This is a genomic window from Flintibacter sp. P01028, from assembly GCF_041925235.1.
Taxonomy (GTDB): domain Bacteria; phylum Bacillota; class Clostridia; order Oscillospirales; family Oscillospiraceae; genus Lawsonibacter; species Lawsonibacter aceti.
Genome location: NZ_JBHEVC010000003.1, coordinates 134286 through 154214, shown reverse-complemented (window position 1 = coordinate 154214; position 19929 = coordinate 134286). Strand labels below are relative to the sequence as shown.

General features: G+C 59.7%; 15 protein-coding genes. 8 read left to right on the top strand and 7 right to left on the bottom strand.

The genetic code is table 11. The annotated features are described in order from the left end of the window. Window positions 1–45: 45 nt before the first annotated feature. Entirely contained in the window at window positions 46–1446 is a 1401-nt protein-coding gene (locus ACEVJK_RS07525) for an MATE family efflux transporter (protein WP_186851905.1), read from the bottom strand. Window positions 1447–1701: 255 nt separating this feature from the next. Here ACEVJK_RS07525 and ACEVJK_RS07520 point away from each other — a divergent pair, with 255 nt between their 5' ends. Further along, window positions 1702–2214 (top strand): RNA polymerase sigma factor, encoded by a 513-nt coding sequence (locus tag ACEVJK_RS07520; protein WP_374740314.1) that lies wholly within the window; start codon window positions 1702–1704, stop codon window positions 2212–2214. Continuing rightward, window positions 2192–3181, top strand: a complete 990-nt coding sequence (locus tag ACEVJK_RS07515; RefSeq protein WP_374740313.1) for a zf-HC2 domain-containing protein — start codon at window positions 2192–2194, stop codon at window positions 3179–3181. The genes ACEVJK_RS07520 and ACEVJK_RS07515 overlap by 23 nt, the downstream gene beginning before the upstream one ends. Window positions 3182–3280: 99 nt before the next feature. Here the strand turns inward: ACEVJK_RS07515 and ACEVJK_RS07510 are convergent, their stop codons facing one another. Together ACEVJK_RS07510 and ACEVJK_RS07505 are read right to left on the bottom strand one after the other, a co-directional pair. Next, window positions 3281–4549, bottom strand: coding sequence for a competence/damage-inducible protein A (locus ACEVJK_RS07510; RefSeq protein ID WP_374740312.1), 1269 nt, complete (start codon window positions 4547–4549; stop codon window positions 3281–3283). Between the two features lie 51 nt (window positions 4550–4600). Further along, the gene (locus ACEVJK_RS07505; protein ID WP_262669705.1) at window positions 4601–5218 is read right to left on the bottom strand and encodes an MBL fold metallo-hydrolase; all 618 of its coding nucleotides are present in this window, start codon (window positions 5216–5218) and stop codon (window positions 4601–4603) included. 408 nt (window positions 5219–5626) lie between these two features. Here ACEVJK_RS07505 and ACEVJK_RS07500 point away from each other — a divergent pair, with 408 nt between their 5' ends. The 5 genes from ACEVJK_RS07500 to eno all read left to right on the top strand — a co-directional run bounded on the left by ACEVJK_RS07500 (window position 5627) and on the right by eno (window position 11680). Further along, entirely contained in the window at window positions 5627–6130 is a 504-nt protein-coding gene (locus ACEVJK_RS07500; RefSeq protein WP_147571604.1) for a tRNA (cytidine(34)-2'-O)-methyltransferase, read from the top strand. Window positions 6131–6159: 29 nt separating this feature from the next. Further along, entirely contained in the window at window positions 6160–7431 is a 1272-nt protein-coding gene (gene pgk / locus ACEVJK_RS07495; RefSeq protein WP_340405452.1) for a phosphoglycerate kinase, read from the top strand. Window positions 7432–7656: 225 nt separating this feature from the next. Then, the gene (gene tpiA / locus ACEVJK_RS07490; RefSeq protein ID WP_147571600.1) at window positions 7657–8430 is read left to right on the top strand and encodes a triose-phosphate isomerase; all 774 of its coding nucleotides are present in this window, start codon (window positions 7657–7659) and stop codon (window positions 8428–8430) included. A 126-nt stretch (window positions 8431–8556) separates the two neighbouring features. Then, window positions 8557–10071, top strand: coding sequence for a 2,3-bisphosphoglycerate-independent phosphoglycerate mutase (gpmI, locus tag ACEVJK_RS07485; RefSeq protein ID WP_147571598.1), 1515 nt, complete (start codon window positions 8557–8559; stop codon window positions 10069–10071). A gap of 307 nt (window positions 10072–10378) precedes the next feature. Further along, complete coding sequence (gene eno, locus ACEVJK_RS07480; protein WP_186851911.1) at window positions 10379–11680, top strand: phosphopyruvate hydratase; 1302 nt, start codon at window positions 10379–10381, stop codon at window positions 11678–11680. Window positions 11681–12008: 328 nt separating this feature from the next. On the opposite strand, the gene ACEVJK_RS07475 is transcribed toward eno, so the two are convergent. The 4 genes from ACEVJK_RS07475 to ACEVJK_RS07460 form a co-directional block, all read right to left on the bottom strand. Then, complete coding sequence (locus ACEVJK_RS07475; RefSeq protein WP_374740311.1) at window positions 12009–12596, bottom strand: N-acetyltransferase family protein; 588 nt, start codon at window positions 12594–12596, stop codon at window positions 12009–12011. A gap of 29 nt (window positions 12597–12625) precedes the next feature. Next, window positions 12626–13792 (bottom strand): tRNA uracil 4-sulfurtransferase ThiI, encoded by a 1167-nt coding sequence (thiI, locus tag ACEVJK_RS07470; protein WP_374740310.1) that lies wholly within the window; start codon window positions 13790–13792, stop codon window positions 12626–12628. A gap of 93 nt (window positions 13793–13885) precedes the next feature. Then, window positions 13886–14344 (bottom strand): VOC family protein, encoded by a 459-nt coding sequence (locus ACEVJK_RS07465; RefSeq protein WP_374740308.1) that lies wholly within the window; start codon window positions 14342–14344, stop codon window positions 13886–13888. A 53-nt stretch (window positions 14345–14397) separates the two neighbouring features. Beyond that, complete coding sequence (locus ACEVJK_RS07460; RefSeq protein WP_374740306.1) at window positions 14398–15906, bottom strand: YifB family Mg chelatase-like AAA ATPase; 1509 nt, start codon at window positions 15904–15906, stop codon at window positions 14398–14400. A 369-nt stretch (window positions 15907–16275) separates the two neighbouring features. On the opposite strand from ACEVJK_RS07460, the gene nifJ reads away from it, so the two are divergent. Further along, entirely contained in the window at window positions 16276–19911 is a 3636-nt protein-coding gene (gene nifJ, locus ACEVJK_RS07455; protein WP_186851915.1) for a pyruvate:ferredoxin (flavodoxin) oxidoreductase, read from the top strand. Window positions 19912–19929 lie beyond the last annotated feature (18 nt).

The following is a 19929-nucleotide window of genomic DNA, read 5'->3' as shown; positions in this document are numbered from 1 at the left end:
AGAAAAGGCCCCGGCGCTCAACGAGCGCCGGGGCCTTTTGGCGGTCTAGGGACGGGACGGCATGGAGGCGGAGTCGTCTACCAGACGGTTGCCGCCCAAACCTACTCGGTGGTAGTAGACCAGAGTAACCACACTGCACATCAGCCAGCCAGCCGGATAACTCATGGCGATAGGAAGGACGGTGTTGGAGATGAAGTTCGCTGTGACGTACAGATAGATTTGACGGAATACCACAAAGGAAAAGAGCATGATGTACATAGGGACCTGACTCTTGCCCGCCCCCCGAAGGGCGCCGGCATAGATCTGATTGACACAACACAGCACATAGCAGGGACCCAGGGCCCGCAGGAAGAGGGTGCCGTAAGAGACCACTTCCGGCTTATCGTTGAAAAAGGCCACCAGAGCGGGCGCGGCGCAGAACGTCACAACAGAGAGGGCTACGGTGATGCCCAAAGAGAGACAAAAGGCGGTCCGGGTGCCCTCCTTGGCCCGGTCCAGTTGGCCGGTGCCCAGATTCTGGCCCACAAAGGTGGTGGCGGCCAGGGCCAGGGACTGCATGGGCAGGAACATGATCTGATCGATCTTCGTATAAGCGGTCCAGCCGGACATGCAGTCAGCCTGGAAGAAGTTGATATAGGACTGAACGAATACGTTGGAAAAGGCGGTTATGGCCATCTGCAGAGCAGCGGGGATGCCGACGCGGGCAATCTGCTTCAAAATGAAGGGGGTAGCCCGCAGGGCCCGCCAGTCCAGCTTGACGCAGGAGCTGGTGCGGACCAGGAGCAGCAGAGTGAGCAGGGCGGAAACGCCCTGGGAGATAATGGTGGCGTAGGCCACGCCCTCTACTCCCATATGGAACACAATGACCAGCAGTAGGTCCAGGCCGATGTTGAGCACGGCCGCCGCCACCAGAAAATAGAATGGGCGCTTGGAATCACCCACCGCCCGGAGGATGCCCGCTCCCATATTGTAGAGCATCAGGCCCATCACCCCTGAGAAATAGATGGTGAGGTAGGCCGTGGCCTCTGGAAAGACATCCGCGGGCGTTTTCATCAGCCCCAGGAGGAAGGGGGTGAGCAGGATGCCGGCAGCCGTCATGATTACGCCCAGCACCAGAGTCATGACAAGGGAGGTGTGGACGGCCTGCTTGACCCGCTCCATCTGTTTGGCGCCGTAATATTGGGAGATGACCACGCCAGCCCCGCTGGCAAGGCCCATAAAGGAGCCGATGAGCATATTGACGATGGGGGTGACGGTACCAACGGCGGAGAAGGCCTCATTACTGACGAAGTTGCCCACTACCCATGTGTCTACGGTGTTGTAAAATTGCTGAAAGATGTTGCCCGCCAGAAGGGGGAGGGCGAACATGACTAAATGGTGGGCCACATTTCCCTGCGTCATGTCCACATCGCCCCTCCGCTTGGGACGGGTCCCGAGCCGATGCATTTTACTGTCACATCCTTCCAGACTGGTTTGGGGAATAGAAGGCCGCACAGAGGGAGGCTCTGTACGACCTTGTAAAAAGCAGTTGCGTTTTTTATTGTTATATTAGATTATAGCAATAGACATGGCAAAAGGCAAGATGGAATCGACCTTTTGCGCGAATAGATGGGAAAATAAGTATTTTTTATAGACGGGTAAAATGTTGTAACGAAAGGGCCTGACAAGGAACTAACGGTCAGAGAGAGGGAGGTGAAGGCCATGGCACACAGGGGGGAGGACCTGTACGAGCAGCACGTCCGGCAGGTGTTCCGATATCTGTTCTCCATCACCGGGGAGCAGGATACCGCGGAGGAACTGACCCAAGAGACCTTCTATCAGGCGCTGAAGAACCTGGATGCCTTTCGGGGGGACAGCACGCCCCAGGTCTGGCTGTGCGCCATCGCCAAGCGCCTGTGGTACAAGGAGCTGGAGCGCCGGAAGAGGACGGCTCCGCTGGAGGAGGAGCGGCTGTCTACCCTGGCTGCCTCTGACGATCCAGTGGAGGAGACAGAGCGGAGGGAGGACCGTATGGCACTGTACCGGGCCATGCAGCGGCTGGACGGGGATACACGGGAGGTGATCCACCTTCGGCTGGCCGGCGATTTTTCCTTCCGTGAGATCGGGGACATTTTGGGAAAGAGCGAGGTGTGGGCCAGGGTGCGCTTTTACCGGGGTAAGGAGGAACTGGCCAAACTGATGGGAGGTGGATATGGTGGAAAACGGTCGCAATAATTTGGACTGCTGTGTGGTGCGGGACCTGCTGCCCGCCTATTTGGAGGGACTGACGGAGGAGGAAACTTCCGCTCAGGTGCGGGCGCACCTGGAGGACTGTGAGAATTGCAGGGAGCTGGAGAAGGATATGCGGGCGCAGGTGCCGCTGGAGAAGGCGCCAAAGGGGACGCTGAAGTTCCTGAAACGGGTGAAGCGGACCAGGCTGCTGGCCGCCGTGCTGTCAGTGGTGGTGGCCCTGTGGTGTATGTGGTGGCTCTATGACCAGGAGTTCCACTATCCCAATACCGAGGCCGGCCGGCTGGCCGCTGTGGAGGATTATGTATCCCGTCCATCAGACAGCCGGGACACAAAGGGAGTCCAGGAGGGAACGCCGATCCATGTGGGCGGCTGGCAGGAAATAGAAGGACAACTGGCAATTTTTTTCAAGGCGGACAACGCTAATAATGTAAATGGGATCGTACTGCTCAAGCGGGGGATATTTGGCAAATACCGCCCGGTCAGCGCCTCCTATTCCCCCTCCCCTTACACCGCCGGAGTATATTGCGGTAGATTGGGGACGGACCGGACACAGTTTATGATTGCCGGGTATGGGTGCCGGGAGATATTGTCCGCCCAGCTGGAATTCTGGGGCGGAAGCTGGGACGGGATCCAGCGGTGGACCACCACCCGGACCTATGACCTGGAGGAGCCTGACTTCCTGTGGCTTTATGACCAGGAAGAATTGATCCGGGACTTGGGCTGGGAATTCGGGGATGGTCAGGATCAGGTGTTTTGGCTGGATGTCCGGGAAATACGCCTTCTGGACAGGGAAGGAAATGACATTACCGGCCGGTACCGGGACGGATCGGTGACAGAAAGCTGGGGCGGCGGTATCGGTACAGCAGAGCAGTTTTTGCTCTATGTGTATATGGGGATCATAGCCCTGCTGGGGCTGACCATGGTCCGGTATTTCCTGCGGAAGGATTAAAGAAAACGGGGCCTCTGTCATAGACAGAGGCCCCGTCCCAATTTGTCGAAAAAGTGGCATAGCCACTTTTTCGACAGTCCATTGTTGTCCCGTTTTCTGTCAGACCGCTCCGTCCTCATAGGGCAGGCCGGTGAGATACCGCCGGGCCAGATCGAAGGCGTGATGGGCGGTCTGGGTACGCAGCCGGGCCCGGACCGGGCGGCTGCCCAGCTTCAAGGGACGCACATGGGTGCCGTCCGGGGTGGCGATGGCCACGAACATGGTGCCCACCTCGTTGTCCCAATCGTCCTTGTCCGGCCCGGCAACTCCGGTGGTGGCAAGAGCGATGTCACACCCAAGGGCCTTCCGGGCCCCCTCTGCCATGGCCAGCGCCACCTCGGGGGACACGGCCCCAAACTGGTCCAACAGGTGCTGGGGCACATGGAGCATCCCTGCCTTCACCTGGTTGGTGTAGGACACGATGCCACCCAGAAAGACTTGGGAGGCTCCAGCCACATCGGTCAGCCGCTTGGCCATCAGCCCGCCGGTGCAGCTCTCGGCCACGCCGATGGTCATTCCCTTCTCCCGCAGCAGCCCCTCGACCACCTCCTCCAAAGAGGACACATCCACCCCGTAGACCTTAGAGCCGAAGAGGGCCTTCACCTGTTCCACCGTAGGCTTCAGCAGGGCCTGTGCCTCGGCGTCGGTGGGGGCCTTGGCGGTGACCCGGAGCTCGCACTCCCCCTCCTTGGCGTAGGGGGCCAGGGTGGGGTTGGACATCGCGTTCATCTGATCCCGGAGCTGGGCCTCCATCGCTGACTCACCGATGCCAAACAGCTTCAGCGTGTGGGAGGCGATGACGCCCTCGGACAGGGATTGGAGATAGGGCTTTGCCCGGTATTGAAACATGGGGCGGCACTCGCTGGGGGGGCCAGGGAGCATGATGACATGGACCCCTTCGGCCTGAAAGGCGCAGCCGGGGGCAGTCCCCCAGTCGTTGGCCAGGACGGTGCAGCCCTCTGGCAGCATGGCCTGCTGCAGATTGTTGTCCGTCATGGGCCGTTTCGTCTTGGCAAAGTAGGAGCGGATACGCTCCGCAGAGGACTCGTCAAAGACGAGCTTTTTACCAAACGCCTCGGCCAGCACGTTCTTAGTCAAGTCGTCGCAGGTGGGGCCCAGCCCGCCGGTGGTGATGATGATATCCGCCCGCTTCTTAGCGATAGCCACCGCCTCCCGGGCCCGCTGAGGATTGTCGCCCACTACTGTGTGGTAGTAGACGTTAAGCCCCAGCTCGCTTAACCCTTGAGAGAGCGTCTGGGCGTCGGTGTTGGCGATGTTGCCGAGAAGCAGCTCGGTGCCTACGGAAAGGATCTCGACAGTGTGAGACATGGGAAAGACCTCCAGTCATTGGTTTATGGTACGCGGGGAATGGGAGCCGGTCTATTTTCCCGCCTGATAGGTCAGCACAGCGGTCTGGGCGGGGGTGTCACAGGTCAGCTCCAGGGTGTTGCCATCATAGCGGACCACGTGGTCACACAGGGCCAGAAAATCCTCCAGCCGGGCGATGACATCAAAGCCAAAGGAGTCGGAGCGGTAATGCATAGGCACCACCACACGGGGCCTCAACGCGCGGACCAGTTCATGGGCCTGCTGGGCGTCGATGGTGTAATAGCCCCCCACAGGGAGGAGTAGAGCGTCCAGCCCCATCAGCCGGTCCATCTGCTCCGGAGTGGGGAAGCAGCCCAAATCACCTAGATGGGCCACCCGCAGTCCCTGGGAGGAGAGGATGTGGATGGTGTTTTTCCCCCGCTGGCTGCCTTGGGAATCGTCGTGGAAGGCGTCCAGCCGATCCACTTGAAAAGCGGCGGTGCGGCCGGTGAGCGCTACCGTCTCCCTGGCCCCGTGGTCCCGGTGTTCATGGCTGCACAGCACCAGGTCGGCCGTCAGAGACAGGGGGCTCAGACCGGGCACAGACCCGTCCTGATAGGGGTCTAGTACCAGGGTGCCATCCTCTGATTGAATGGTGAAACAGGAATGCCCGTTCCAGATAAGCTTCATAAATGCCGCCTCCTTTTGGGGAGCAGAGCTCCCGCAAGCATAGATTTGTGGAAAATGCCCATATCTTTTAGACCTGGCACCATTATAGCACGAGTTTGAAAGAAAGGGGAATAGGAGGAGCAAAAAAGAGCCAAAATTTTTAAGTGAGCGGCGGAAAAAACTGGGTATGGGGTTGGAAGAAGAAGGATAGGAACTGTATTAAAGAGAAAAACCGGGCATTAAGATGAGAGCAAGGACGGGAAAAGAATAGTTTAATAAGAAATAAAAAAATAGGAGCCCCGCTTTTTGGGGGCAGAATGAAAAATGGCCCTGTTTTTTGATTTTTTGCAATTTTTCGACCAAATTACAGTTGAAATTCCCGATAAAATGGAATACAATGATACCCGCGAAATCAAGGGGGGTCCTGCTGTGCTGAATATCGTGCTGGTAGAACCAGAGATCCCGCAGAATACCGGGAATATCGCACGGACCTGCGCCGCTACCCGCAGCCGCCTCCATCTGATCAAGCCTCTGGGTTTTGATATCAGTGAAAAAGCCGTGCGTCGGGCCGGGCTGGATTACTGGAATATGGTGGATCTTCAGGTCTATGAGGGGTTGGACCATTTCTTTGAAGTCAATCCTGCCCCGGATTTGTGGCTGGCCACGACGAAAGCGCCACGGGACTATACCCAGGCAGTCTTTCGAGATAATTGCTGGCTGTTCTTTGGGAAGGAAACTGCGGGGCTGCCGGAGGGATTTCGCCGGCAGTACCCGGACCGGTGTATCCGCATCCCGATGCGGCCGGACGCCAGAAGCCTGAATCTGGCCAATTCAGTGGCCGTCCTCACCTATGAGGCGCTGCGGCAGCTCGACTTTCCGGGGCTGTCGGGCGAAGGCGAGATGGCGGAGAAAGGGAGATCCCAAGTTCTATAACCCTTTTGTTTTAAGAAAGGAGCCAAGAGATGAACTACAATAAAAAGACGGTGAAGGACATCGATATCAAGGGGAAAAAGGTCCTGTTGCGCTGTGATTTCAATGTGCCGATGGCGAAGGACGGAAGCGGCGTTATCACCGATGACAAGCGCATCCGGGCCGCCCTGCCCACGATCCAGTATCTGCTGGACCAGGGGGCGGCGGTGATTGCCTGCTCCCACATGGGTAAGCCGGCGGCTACCTTTGATTCCTATGTGAAGAAGCAGACTGAGAAGGGGAAAGACCCCGCCTCTCTGACCGAGGAGAAGTGGAAAAAGTCCCTGGCAGAGCTGTCTCTGAAGCCGGTGGCCGCCCGCCTGAGCGAACTGCTGGGCAGGCCGGTGCTCATGGCGGAGGACGTAGTAGGGCCCGACGCCCAGGCTAAGGCCGCCGCGCTCCAGCCTGGCCAGGTGCTGCTGCTAGAGAACACCCGCTTTGAGAAGGGGGAGACCAAGAATGACCCCGCCCTGGCTAAAGCCATGGCCTCCCTGGCAGACGTCTATGTGTCCGACGCCTTTGGCGCCGTCCACCGGGCCCACGCCTCCACCGCCGGGGTGGCCGGCTATCTGCCCGCCGTGTCCGGCTTTCTGATCCAGAAGGAGCTGGAGATCATTGGCGGCGCCCTGGCCAACCCCAAGCGGCCTCTGGTGGCTATTCTGGGCGGGTCTAAGGTGTCCTCCAAGATCGGCGTCATCAACAACCTGCTGGAGATCGCCGATACCATCATCATCGGCGGCGGCATGGCCTACACCTTCTCCGCCGCCCAGGGCGGTAAGGTGGGCGACTCCCTGCTGGAGGCCGACTGGATGGACTACTCCAAGGAGATGGTCCAGAAGGCAAAGGACAAGGGCGTTAAGCTGCTCCTCCCTGTGGACACAGTGTGCGCGGACAAATTTGCTCCAGACGCCAACACCCAGGTGGTGAAGGCCGGGGCAATCCCGGACGGCTGGCAGGGACTGGATATCGGCCCGGAAACGGTCAAGCTCTACTGTGACGCTGTAGCTGACGCGGGCACCGTCATCTGGAACGGGCCTATGGGCGTGTTTGAGTTCCCCGCTTTCGCTAAGGGAACCGAGGCGGTGGCCGAGGCCCTGTCCAAGACCAGCGCCATTACCATTATCGGTGGAGGCGACTCCGCGGCCGCAGTGCAGCAGCTGGGCTATGCCGACAAGATGACCCATATCAGCACCGGCGGCGGTGCCAGCCTGGAGTTTATGGAAGGGAAGGAACTTCCAGGAGTGGCCTGCCTGCTGGACAAGTAAGGCTTTGTCCCGTCCCACGACAGACCAGAGAGATCTGTCATAAAAAAGGGAGGCGGAGTCCTCCAAAGCGGCTTGCCCGCAGGTGACGCTGAACAAAGAGCGAAGTCAGGAGCGTGAACGGCGGAAAACAGAGAGACACAGGAGACGCCTGTACTTTTGTTTTCCTCTCTCTGCTGCTTTGCTCTATTACAAAATATACAAAAGGAAAAGATAGGAGTAATCGCCATGAATCGTCGTTATCGTAAGACTATCATCGCCGGCAACTGGAAGATGAACAACACCCTCTCCCAGACCAAGGCATTTGCTGAGGAGATCAAGCCGATTATGCCCAAGGGCAAGTGGTGCAACGTGGTGCTCTGTGTCCCCGCCACCAACATCCAGGCGGCTGTCCGTCTGTTCAAAGACTGCCATATCGCCATCGGCGCCGAGACCTGCCATTACGAGGACCACGGTGCCTATACCGGAGAGATCACCGCCGAGATGATCAAGGAGGCCGGCGCCAAGTATGTCATCATCGGCCACTCCGAGCGCCGCCAGTATTATAACGAAACTGACTTTACTGTGAACAAGAAGGTCCACGCCGCCATCAATGCCGGCCTTACCCCCATCATCTGCGTGGGCGAGAGCCTAGAGCAGCGGGAACTGGGCGTCACCATGGAGCTGATCGCCTATCAGGTCAAGTGCGCTCTGGCCAATGTGCCCGCTGAAAAGATGCGCCATGTGGTCATCGCCTACGAGCCCCTGTGGGCCATCGGCACTGGCAAGACCGCTACCGCCGAGCAGGCCGGTGAGGTCTGCCAGGCGATCCGTGCCGTCATCCGCAAGCTGTATGGCGCCCATGTGGCCCGGTCCGTCACCATCCAGTACGGCGGCTCTATGAACGCCAAGAACGCCGCCGAGCTGCTGGCCCAGCCCGACGTGGACGGCGGCCTGATCGGTGGAGCCTCTCTGAAGCCCGCCGATTTCGTGCAGATCATCAACGCGGCGAATCAGGAGTAATCTTGCGGCCGCTGCCCATACCGGACCAGCGTGAACGTGAGTGTAAGGCGGGCGGCAAAGCCGCCCCAGAATGGGAGGCCGCCAAAGGCGGTGTGACCATGAGTACCCTGAAAAGAAAGGTTTGTTATGAAAACACCTACGACTCTTATCATTATGGATGGCTTTGGCACCGGGGCCCAGTCCGCCGGCAACGCCATAGCCAATGCCCCTACCCCTAATCTGGACCGTATTTTTGCCGAGTGCCCCGGCTGCCGTCTGTCTGCCTCCGGGCTGGATGTAGGTCTGCCTGAGGGGCAGATGGGCAACAGTGAGGTGGGACATACCAACATCGGCGCGGGCCGGGTGGTGTTCCAGGACCTGCCCCACATCAGCCGTGATATTCAGAGCGGCGAATTTTTTAAAAACACCGCCTATACAGAGGCGATGGAGAACTGCCGGGAATGGGGTTCTGCCCTGCACCTGATGGGCCTGCTGTCTGACGGCGGTGTCCACAGCCACATCACCCATCTTTTTGCCCTGCTCCAGATGGCCAGGGAGCAGGGAATTGAAAAGGTTTATGTCCACTGTTTTCTGGACGGACGGGACGTGCCTCCCACCTCCGGCAAGCACTTTGTCGAGCAGCTCCAGGCCAAGCTCCAGCAGCTGGGCGTGGGACAGATCGCCACGGTGATGGGCCGGTACTACGCCATGGACCGGGATAAGCGATGGGATCGGCTCCAGCGGGCCTATGACGCCATGGTCTGCGGGCAGGCTCCCTATGAGCCCGACCCTGCGGCTGCGGTTCAAAAGTCCTATGACGCCGGCGTCACAGATGAGTTCATGGAGCCCGTGGTTTGCGCCAAGGGGGCCCAGTTCCAGGACAATGATTCGGTGATCTTTTTCAATTTCCGCCCTGACCGGGCCAGGGAGATCACCCGCACTATGGTGGACGAGGACTTTACAGATGTCCAGCGTACGACCGGCTTTGTACCGGTCCACTTCGTCTGTACCACCGAGTATGACGCCACCATGCCCAATGTCACGGTGGCCTATCCCCGCCAGAAGCTGGAGAATATTTTTGGAGAGTATATCTCAAAGCTGGGACTGACCCAGCTGCGCATCGCGGAGACGGAGAAGTACGCCCATGTCACCTTCTTCTTCAATGGAGGTGTGGAGCAGGTATTCCCAGGGGAGGACCGGGTGCTCATCGCCTCTCCCAAGGTAGCCACCTATGACCTGAAGCCGGAGATGTCCGCCTACGAGGTGATGGAGGAGGCGGTGCGCCGAATCCTAAGCGGAGCCTATGACGTCATCATTCTCAACTTCGCCAACTGCGACATGGTGGGCCACACCGGGATTTATGAGGCCGCCTGCAAAGCGGTGACTACGGTGGATGAATGTGTGGCTAAGGTGGTGGAGGCCACCTCTAAAATGGGGGGCATTTCCCTGATCACCGCCGACCACGGAAACGCGGAGCGGATGATAGATACAGATGGTGAGCCCTTCACTGCCCACACCACTAACCCCGTGCCCTTCTATATCGTGGGTGCCAACGTGCGGCTGCGGGATGGACGGCTGGCCGATATCGCCCCCACTATGCTGGACCTCATGGGCCTGGAAAAGCCAGCAGAGATGGATGGGGAGACCCTGATTGTGACCTGATCCCGGGGAAGTTGAAGTTCCAAGCCAAAGGGGCTTTTCCAGGCCGGTTAAATTCTGAGCGGAGCGAGGAATTTCCGGAGGGGCAATTTATTTGCCCCGAGGACTCAAAATCAAAGGGCCCCCAAACGGGCCTGCCCGTTTGGGAAAGCTGGAAAAGCCGGCAGAGATGGATGGGGAGACCCTGATTGTGACCTGAGCGTATTCGGGCGGCCACAGGCCGCCCCTACGGATACCGGCGGCGTTCAATAGCAGGGGCGGCCTGTACCGCCCGGCGTGCCGCCGGAAAAATGAAAGGAGATAAAATCATATGAAGCAGATGATCGAAATTGTGGACGTAGTCGGCCGCGAGATCCTGGACAGCCGCGGTAACCCCACTGTTGAGGTAGAGGTGTATCTGGAGGACGGCACTATGGGCCGTGCCGCCGTGCCCTCCGGCGCATCTACCGGCATCTATGAGGCCTGTGAGCTCCGTGACGGCGACAAGGGCCGCTACATGGGCAAGGGCGTGGAGAACGCTGTGAAGAACGTGAATACTGAGATTGCCGAGGCCCTGATTGGCACCAACGTGCTGGACCAGGTGGCTATCGACAAAATGCTCATCGACCTGGACGGCACCCCCAACAAGAGCCGCCTGGGCGCAAACGCCATTCTTGGCGCCTCCCTGGCCTGCGCCAAGGCCGCCGCTGAGAGCCTGGGCACCAGCCTGTATAACTATATCGGTGGAGTGAACGCTAAACAGCTTCCTGTCCCCATGATGAACATTTTGAACGGCGGCGCCCACGCCACCAACAACGTGGAGATCCAGGAGTTCATGATTATGCCCGTCTCCGCCCCCTCTTTCCGTGAGGCCCTCCGCCGCTGTGCCGAGGTGTTCCACACCCTGAAGACCGTTCTGAAGGAGAATGGCACCCCCGCTGCCGGCGTGGGCGACGAGGGCGGCTACGCCCCCAATCTGAAGAAGGATGAGGACGCCCTGAAGGTCATTGTGGCCGCCATTGAGAAGGCTGGCTACAAGCCCGGCGAGGACTTCAAGATCGCCATCGACGCTGCCTCCTCCGAGTGGTGGGACGAGGAGCAGAAGTGCTATGTCCAGCCCAAGTCCGGCAAGAAGCTGACCCAGCAGCAGCTGGTCAATATGTGGAAGAAGTTTGCCGACACCTACCCCATTATTTCCCTGGAGGACGGTATGGCCGAGACAGACTGGGAGGGCTGGGCCATGCTCACCAAGGCCATCGGCGACCGGGTCCAGCTGGTGGGCGACGACCTGTTCGTCACCAACGTGGAGCGCCTGTCCACCGGCATTGAGAAGAAGGTGGGCAACGCCATCCTCATCAAGGTCAACCAGATCGGCACCCTGACCGAGACTTTGGACGCCATCCAGATGGCCAACCGGGCCGGCTACACCGCCATCGTGTCCCACCGCTCCGGCGAGACCGAGGACGCCACTATCGCCGACATCGCCGTGGCCCTCAACGCCGGCCAGATCAAGACCGGCGCCCCCAGCCGCACCGACCGCGTGGCCAAGTACAACCAGCTCCTGCGCATTGAGGAGGAGCTGGGCGACATCGCCGAGTACCCCGGCATGAAGGCCTTCTTCAATCTGAAGTAAGCTTCCAAGCTTCCGAGCAAAGCCGCCCAACGGGCGGCTTTGCTTTTCCCGTCGCCCAGCTCCTCGGGGCCCCATCGCAGATGGGGCGCGCGCAGCGCGTACAAGCGTTTTCGCAAAGGCGAAAACCTTGGCGCAGGCGGAATTCATTTCCGCCGAGCATTTTAAGCCTTCGGGTCCCCAATGTGCGCCGGGTGCATATTGGGTGCTGGGCGACATCGCCGAGTACCCCGGCATGAAGGCATTCTTCAACCTGAAGTAAGCAATTTTACGTTAAAAGGCAGGACCGCTGAAGCGGTCCTGCCTTTTTGTATACAAAAAGATCCACCGGCTATGCCGGTGGATCCTCGTGACCGTAAGCGGCCAGCACCCGATCTACCTGCTGCTGGTCAAGCTGGCAGAAAGGGAGGACAGGCTGGGGGTCCGCGTCGTAGGGAGCCAGACTCTTCTCAAACCACAGCACGTCTCGCCACTGACCAGCCTTGTAGCCGGTATTTTTATGTACGCCAATCAACCGGAAGCCCAGGGATTTTTGGAGGGCCTCGCTGGCCGGGTCCGGAGAGGTCACAACCCCGTATACGGTACGGACGCCCTGAAGGGACAAAAGGTCCAGCAGAGCTTGGTACAGCCGTCTGCCATAGCCCTTTCCAACAGCGGCAGGGGCCAAATAGATGGACAGCTCCGCGTTCCACTGATAGGCCTTCCACTCACGCTCTGGATGGGCGTAGGTGTAGCCCAACAGCCTGCCCTGGTCCTCCAGCACCAGATAGGGGTATTGTTTCAACGCATCGGAAATGCGCCGGGTAAATTCCTCCAAGGTGGGCAGCTCATATTCAAAGGTAATGGGGGTCTGAATATACTGACGGTAAATCTCCAACAGAGCCAGAGCATCTCCAGGGACAGCAAGTCGGATCGTCATGGCTGACCGTGCTCCTTTCCCTCTTTCCATCAGACTTGGACGCGCTCAATGCCCTCCACCGCCGCCTGGACCATGGCGTCGACGTCCAGCTTTTCCTCCGCCGCCTCCACCTCGGTGAGAATGGGGCGGAGCCGGGGGTGCCGGGGAGTAAAAACGGTGCAGCAGTCCTCGTAGGGCAGGATGGAGGTCTCAAAGGTGCCGATCTTCCGGGCGATCTGGACAATCTCCTCCTTGTCCAGCCCCACGACTGGCCGCAGAACAGGCAGGGCGGCCACAGCCCCCGTGACGTTCATCGCCTCCATGGTCTGGCTGGCCACCTGGCCCAGACACTCACCAGTGACCAGGGCCTTGGCGCCGCACCGTTTGGCCACCTCCTGGGAGATGCGCATCATGAACCGGCGCATGATGATGGTGAACAGCTCCTCCGGGCAGGAGCGGCGCAGCTCCTCCTGGATGGCGGTGAAGGGGACCACATGGACCGTGAGCCGCCCGCACCAGGGAGTGAGCAGCCGGGCCAGCTCCAGCACCTTCTCCTTGGCCTCCGGGGAGGTATAGGGGTAGGAGAAGAAGTGGACCATCTCCAGTGCGACGCCCCGCTTGGCAATCATCCAGGAGGCCACTGGCGAGTCAATGCCGCCGGACAGCAGGGATACCGCTCTGCCGTTGATGCCCACCGGCAGGCCGCCCGCGCCTGGCTCCGGGTCGGCGTGGACGAAGGCGGCGTAGTCCCGAATCTCCACATAGACGGTCAGCTCCGGGTGATGGACGTCCACTTCCAGATTGTCATAGGCCTCATGGAGCTCACCGCCCACATACTGGCTTACCTGGATAGAGGTCATGGGAAAGGTCTTGTCCGCCCGCTTGGTCTCCACCTTGAAGGTCCTGGCGGAGCGGAGCTGGCTGTCCAGATACTCCCGGCAGGCGGCCAGGATGGCGTCCTTGTCCTTCTCACAGGAGCGGGCCCGGGACAGCCCCAGGACTCCAAAGACTTTTTTCATGGCCTCCCAGGCCCCGTCCATGTCGCAGTCCGCATTCATGGGCTCCACATAGGTGGTGGACTGGCGGGTATATACCCGGAACTGGCCCAGGCCGTTTAAGCGGCGGTGGATGTTGGCCTGGAGCTTATCCTCAAAGCTGCGGCGGTTCAGACCCTTCAGGACCAGCTCGCCCAGCTTGAGCAAAATCATTTCATTCATATTTGGTCGGTTCCTTTCCTGTTGAACACTGGTGATTAAACCATCATAGCAGATTTTTTTCCGGGGGACAAGGGGGAGCATCGGTATGTAGGATCACCGCAGGCAGGCGTTTACGAATTTCATAGGTACGTCCATTCGGACAGCGACCTGGTCTGGCGTCATCCCACTGGCCAGAAAGCGCCTGCAGACCGCCTTCATATTTTCCCCGACCTCAATGATATGCCGGTCAGGGTCATAGAAGCGGATCACGCGCTGTCCCCACCTATGCTCCTTGACGGGGTGTACATAGTCCACCTGGAACCCCTTGAGCCGGTCAGCAAACTGGTCAAAATCATCTTCTTCAAAGTAGAGCTCGAAGTTGTTGCCGCCGAAGGAGATGGCCCTGTCTCCGATAAATTCCTGATAGGTTTCCGCGGTCTGGAGGGCCAGACCGCCTGTTAAGGTCTTATTCGCGCCAAAATCCATAATTACATGGAGCCCAAACACCCTGTTATAAAATTCCACAGACTGATCAATGTCCCTCACCACCAGCATGGGATTTTTTAATTTCATGGTATATTCCTCCATAAATTTCCAAGTAATCGGGGGAACGCCCTGGTTTTACCTCACCGCCGCAGGTACTCCGGTGGGCGGAACTGCAGGGCCTCGGCCAAGTGTTGGGGCTGGATGGCCTCGCTTCTCTCCAGATCGGCGATGGTCCGGGCCACCCGCAGGATTCGGTCATAGCTCCGGGCGGTGAGCCCAAGGCGGTCGAAGGCTCCCCGCATCAGCTTTTGGCAGTCTTCATCCAGGGCACAGAAGCGGTCCAGCTCCACCCGGCCCAGCTGGGAATTGCAGGGGGAGCCGCTTCGGCGGGTCTGTACCGCTCTGGCCCGGTCCACCCGGGCCTTGATCACGGAGGATGGCTCTGCCTGCTCCCGCTGGGACAGCTCCTCAAAATTCAGGGCATCCACCTGAACAAAGAGGTCGATACGGTCCAGCAGGGGGCCGGACAGGCGGGAGAGATACTTTTTTACCTCGTGCTCCGTACACCGGCATCGGCCGGAGGGGTGGCCGTACCAGCCGCATTTGCAGGGGTTCATGGCGCATACCAGCATGAACCGGCTGGGATAGGTGACTGTGCCGGAGGCCCGGGAGATCTGGACCTGGCCGTCCTCCAGGGGCTGGCGCAGCACCTCCAGCACCTCCTTGGGGAACTCGGGCAGCTCGTCCAAAAAAAGCACGCCGTTGTGTGCAAGAGAAATTTCACCTGGCCGGGGATTGGAGCCGCCCCCCGCCATTCCCATAGGGGATACGGTGTGGTGAGGGGAGCGGAAGGGTCTGATATCGATCAGGGGCCGCTCTCTGGAGGTCAGGCCCATTACCGAGTGAATCTCAGTGGTCTCCAGCGCTTCCTGCCGGGACATGGCAGGCAGAATAGAGGGCAGTCGGCGGGCCAGCATGGACTTGCCGGAGCCGGGTGGGCCGGACATGAGTACATTGTGCCCCCCGGCCGCGGCGATCTCCAGAGCCCGCTTTACCAGGTCCTGCCCCTTCACCTCGGAGAAGTCGGGGCAGCAGTCGGATTCCGGGGAGGGGGACCACGGGGGCGCGGGGATGATGGCTTCCTCGCCGGACAGGTGGCGTACCAGCTGGGCCACATCCCGTACAGGGTAGACGGCGGGACCATCGGCCAGAGTGGCCTCGGCAGCGTTATCCTCTGGGACGAAGAGGGCGCGGATGCCCTCACGCTTGGCCTGTAGGGCCATAGGCAGCATCCCAGCGCAGGGCCGCAGCTCCCCTGAAAGGGAGAGCTCCCCCACAAAGGCGCAGTCCCGGTCGCGCAGCTTCAGTTGGCCGCCGGCGCACAGGATTCCCACCAAAATGGGGAGGTCGTAGAGAGTGCCGGACTTTTTCACATGGGCGGGCGCCAGATTGACGGTGATGCGGCTCACCGGGAAGGTGAAGCCGCAGTTTTTGATGGCCGCCCTTACCCGGTCTCTGGCCTCGTTGACAGCAGCGTCGGGGAGGCCCACCACATTGAAGGCGGGCAGTCCGCTGGACAGATCACATTCGGCGGAAACAGAATAGCCGGACACTCCATGGAGCCCCAGGGAACGGATGGTGAAGACCATGGGAAAACCTCCTGTTGCCGGGCCGAAGGCCCGGATGGGTTGCTTGATTTCTATTTTACTTGTTTCTCCCAAAAATTTCAATGGAAGGTATAGCTTTTTCTATATATGTCGAGGAAAAAAGCAAGAAAAATTTCATCCATTGGATTTACAAACGGGGGAAAAAATGATAAACTAGGAGCGGTCAAGAATACTGCTCCGCTCCCCTACTGCCGGGGGGCGGCACTGTCATGTGCTCCCATAAGAAAACACCTATAACTATCATAGGCGTTTTACAGGGGGGGCATTGGCATGCTTAGGGCAGAAATGTCTGGAACATGGACGAGCGTTCCCCGCCCGTCCGCCAAAATATGAAGAAAGTAGGGAACTCTCATGGCAAGAAAATTCAAAACCATGGACGGCAACAATGCTGCGGCATATGTCAGCTACGCCTTCACCGAAGTGGCCGGCATCTACCCCATTACCCCGTCCAGTCCTATGGCCGACTATGTGGATCAGTGGGCGGCCCAGGGCCAGAAGAACATCTTTGGCACCACTGTCAAGGTGATCGAGATGCAGTCTGAGGCTGGTGCCGCCGGTACTGTCCACGGCTCTCTGAACGCGGGCGCCCTGACTACCACCTACACCGCCTCCCAGGGCCTGCTGCTGATGATCCCCAATATGTACAAGATCGCCGGCGAGCTGCTGCCCGCGGTGTTCCATGTATCCGCCCGTACCGTGGCCGCTCAGTCCCTGAATATCTTTGGCGACCACTCCGACGTTATGGCCTGCCGCCAGACCGGCTTCGCCATGCTGGCTGAGGGCAACGTGCAGGAGGTCATGGACCTGGCTCCTGTGGCCCACCTGTCCGCCATCAAGGGCCGCGTCCCCTTTATCAACTTCTTCGACGGCTTCCGTACTTCCCACGAGATCCAGAAGGTTGCCATCTGGGACTATGCCGACCTGGCTGAGATGGTGGACATGGACGCCGTGGCTGACTTCCGCAAGCGTGCGCTGAACCCTGAGCATCCCACCATGCGCGGCTCCCACGAGAACGGCGATATCTTCTTCCAGCACCGCGAGGCGTGCAACAAGTACTATGACGCTCTTCCTGAGATCGTTGAGGAGTACATGGGCAAGATCAACGCCAAGCTGGGCACCAACTACCAGCTATTCAACTACTATGGCGCTCCCGATGCCGACCGGGTCATCATCGCCATGGGCTCCATCTGCGACGTGGCGGAGGAGGTCATTGACTACCTGAATGCCCACGGTGAGAAGGTTGGCCTGATCAAGGTCCGTCTGTACCGCCCCTTCAAGGCGGACAAGCTGATCGCCGCCATTCCCGCCACCGCCAAGAAGATCGCTGTTCTGGACCGCACCAAGGAGCCCGGAGCCCTGGGCGATCCCCTGTACCTGGATGTCATTACCGCTCTGGCTGGCGCCGGCATCACCGATAAGGTGGTCGTGGGCGGCCGCTACGGCTTGGGCTCCAAGGACACCCCGCCCAAGAGCGTCTTTGCTGTGTATGAGAACCTGGCTCAGGACAAGCCCAAGGACCACTTCACTATGGGCATCGTGGACGACGTGACCGGCAGCTCCCTGGAGGAGCACAAGGCGCCCAACACCGCCGCGGAAGGCACCATCGAGTGCAAGTTCTGGGGTCTGGGCGGCGACGGCACTGTGGGCGCCAACAAGAACTCCATCAAGATCATCGGCGACCACACCGACAAGTACGTGCAGGCTTATTTCCAGTATGACTCCAAGAAGACCGGCGGTGTGACCATCAGCCACCTGCGCTTCGGCGATAAGCCCATCCGCTCCCCCTACTATATCAATAAGGCCGACTTTGTGGCCTGCCACAACCCCTCCTATGTGACCAAGGACTTCCCCATGGTCCGTGACGTCAAGCCCGGCGGCGTGTTTATGATCAACTGCCAGTGGTCTGACGAGGAGCTGGCCCACCACCTGTCTGCCGAGGCCAAGCGGTATATTGCCGAGAACGATATCCAGCTGTATACCATCAACGCCATCGACCTGGCCCAGCAGATCGGCATGGGCAAGCGTACCAATACCATTCTCCAGTCCGCCTTCTTTACTCTGGCCAAGGTCATGCCCCAGGAGGAGGCCATCCAGTATATGAAGGATGCCGCCACCAAGTCCTACCTGAAGAAAGGCCAGGATATCGTGGACATGAACCACAAGGCCATCGACCTGGGCGCCACCGCTTTCAAGAAGTACGATGTGCCCGCCGACTGGAAGAACGCCAAGGACGAGGTCAAGGTCAGCAAGCACACTGGCCCCGCCAAGCTGGTGGACATGGTCAACAGCATTCTGGACCCCGTGGACCGCATGGATGGCGACAGCCTGCCTGTTTCCGCCTTCGTGCCCCATGCGGATGGCACCTTCGAGCTGGGCGCCGCCGCCTACGAGAAGCGCGGCGTGGCCGTCTCCGTGCCCACCTGGGACTCCTCTAAGTGTATCCAGTGTAACCAGTGCTCCTATGTCTGCCCCCACGCCACTATCCGTCCCTTTGCCCTGACTGAGGAGGAGGCCGCCAAGGCTCCCGCTTCCGCCAAGATCGTGGACGTGAAGGCCGGCAAGGGCAAGGGTCAGTACAAGTTCTCCATCGCCATCAGCCCCCTGGATTGTATGGGCTGCGGCGTGTGCGCCAACATCTGTCCCACCAGCGCCCTGACCATGGTGGGCCAGGAGGAGGAGCTGCCCCAGCAGGACGCCTTCAACTACATGGTGGCCAATGTTTCCGTCAAGGAGGATGTGGCTGACCTGACTGTTAAGGGCTCCCAGTTCAAGAAGCCTCTGCTGGAGTTCTCCGGCTCCTGCGCCGGCTGCGCCGAGACCGCCTATGCCCGCCTGATCACCCAGCTGTTCGGCGACCGGATGTATATCTCCAACGCCACCGGCTGTTCCTCCATCTGGGGCGGCCCCGCCGCTACCTCTCCCTATGCCACTACTGCTGAGGGCAAGGGTCCCGCCTGGGCCAACTCTCTGTTTGAGGACAACGCCGAGCATGGCCTGGGTATGTATCTGGGTCAGAAGGCCATCCGCAACCGGCTGGCCGCTAAGACCGAGGCTCTGATCGCGGTGGAGTGGGCCCGTCCCGAACTGAAGGAGGCCGCCCAGAAGTGGCTGGATACCATGGAGGACGGCACCGCTAACGGCGAGGCTGCCAAGGCCTATGTGGCCGCTCTGGAGGCCAGCCTGTGCACCGTGGACGAGCTGCTGGCTAACTCCAACCCTGAGATCCAGGCGTTTGGCAAGGAGCTGCAGGCCAAGGGTGAGAAGCTGTGTCAGTGCGACGCCTGCAAGCTGGTGGCGGAAATCCTCCAGGAGAAGGATTACCTGGCCAAGAAGTCCGTCTGGATCTTCGGCGGCGACGGCTGGGCTTACGACATCGGCTTCGGCGGCGTGGACCACGTCCTGGCCTCCGGCGAGGATGTCAATATCTTCGTCTTTGACACCGAGGTGTACTCCAACACCGGCGGACAGGCGTCCAAGGCCTCTAACATCGGCCAGGTGGCCCAGTTTGCCGCCGCCGGTAAGACCGTGGCCAAGAAGAGCCTGGCTGAGATCGCCATGACCTACGGCTACGTTTATGTGGCCCAGGTGGCCATGGGTGCCAACCCCAACCAGACACTGAAGGCCATTGCCGAGGCCGAGGCCTATCACGGCCCCTCCCTCATCATCGGCTATGCCCCCTGTGAGATGCACTCTATCAAGGGCGGTATGACCAACTGCCAGGCTGAGATGAAGAAGGCTGTGGAGTGCGGCTACTGGAACCTGTTCCGCTTCAACCCCGCTGCCAAGGCGGAGGGCAAGAATCCCTTTACCCTGGACAGCAAGGCGCCCGCCGGCGGCTATCAGGAGTTCCTGATGAACGAGGCCCGCTACTCCAGCCTGACCCGGTCCTTCCCCGACCGCGCCAAGGAGCTCTTCGCCCTGAACGAGGAGACCGCCAAGAAGCGCTACGAGAAGCTGACCCGTCTGCAGAAGATGTACGAGGAATAAAGATCCCCGGCACATCCT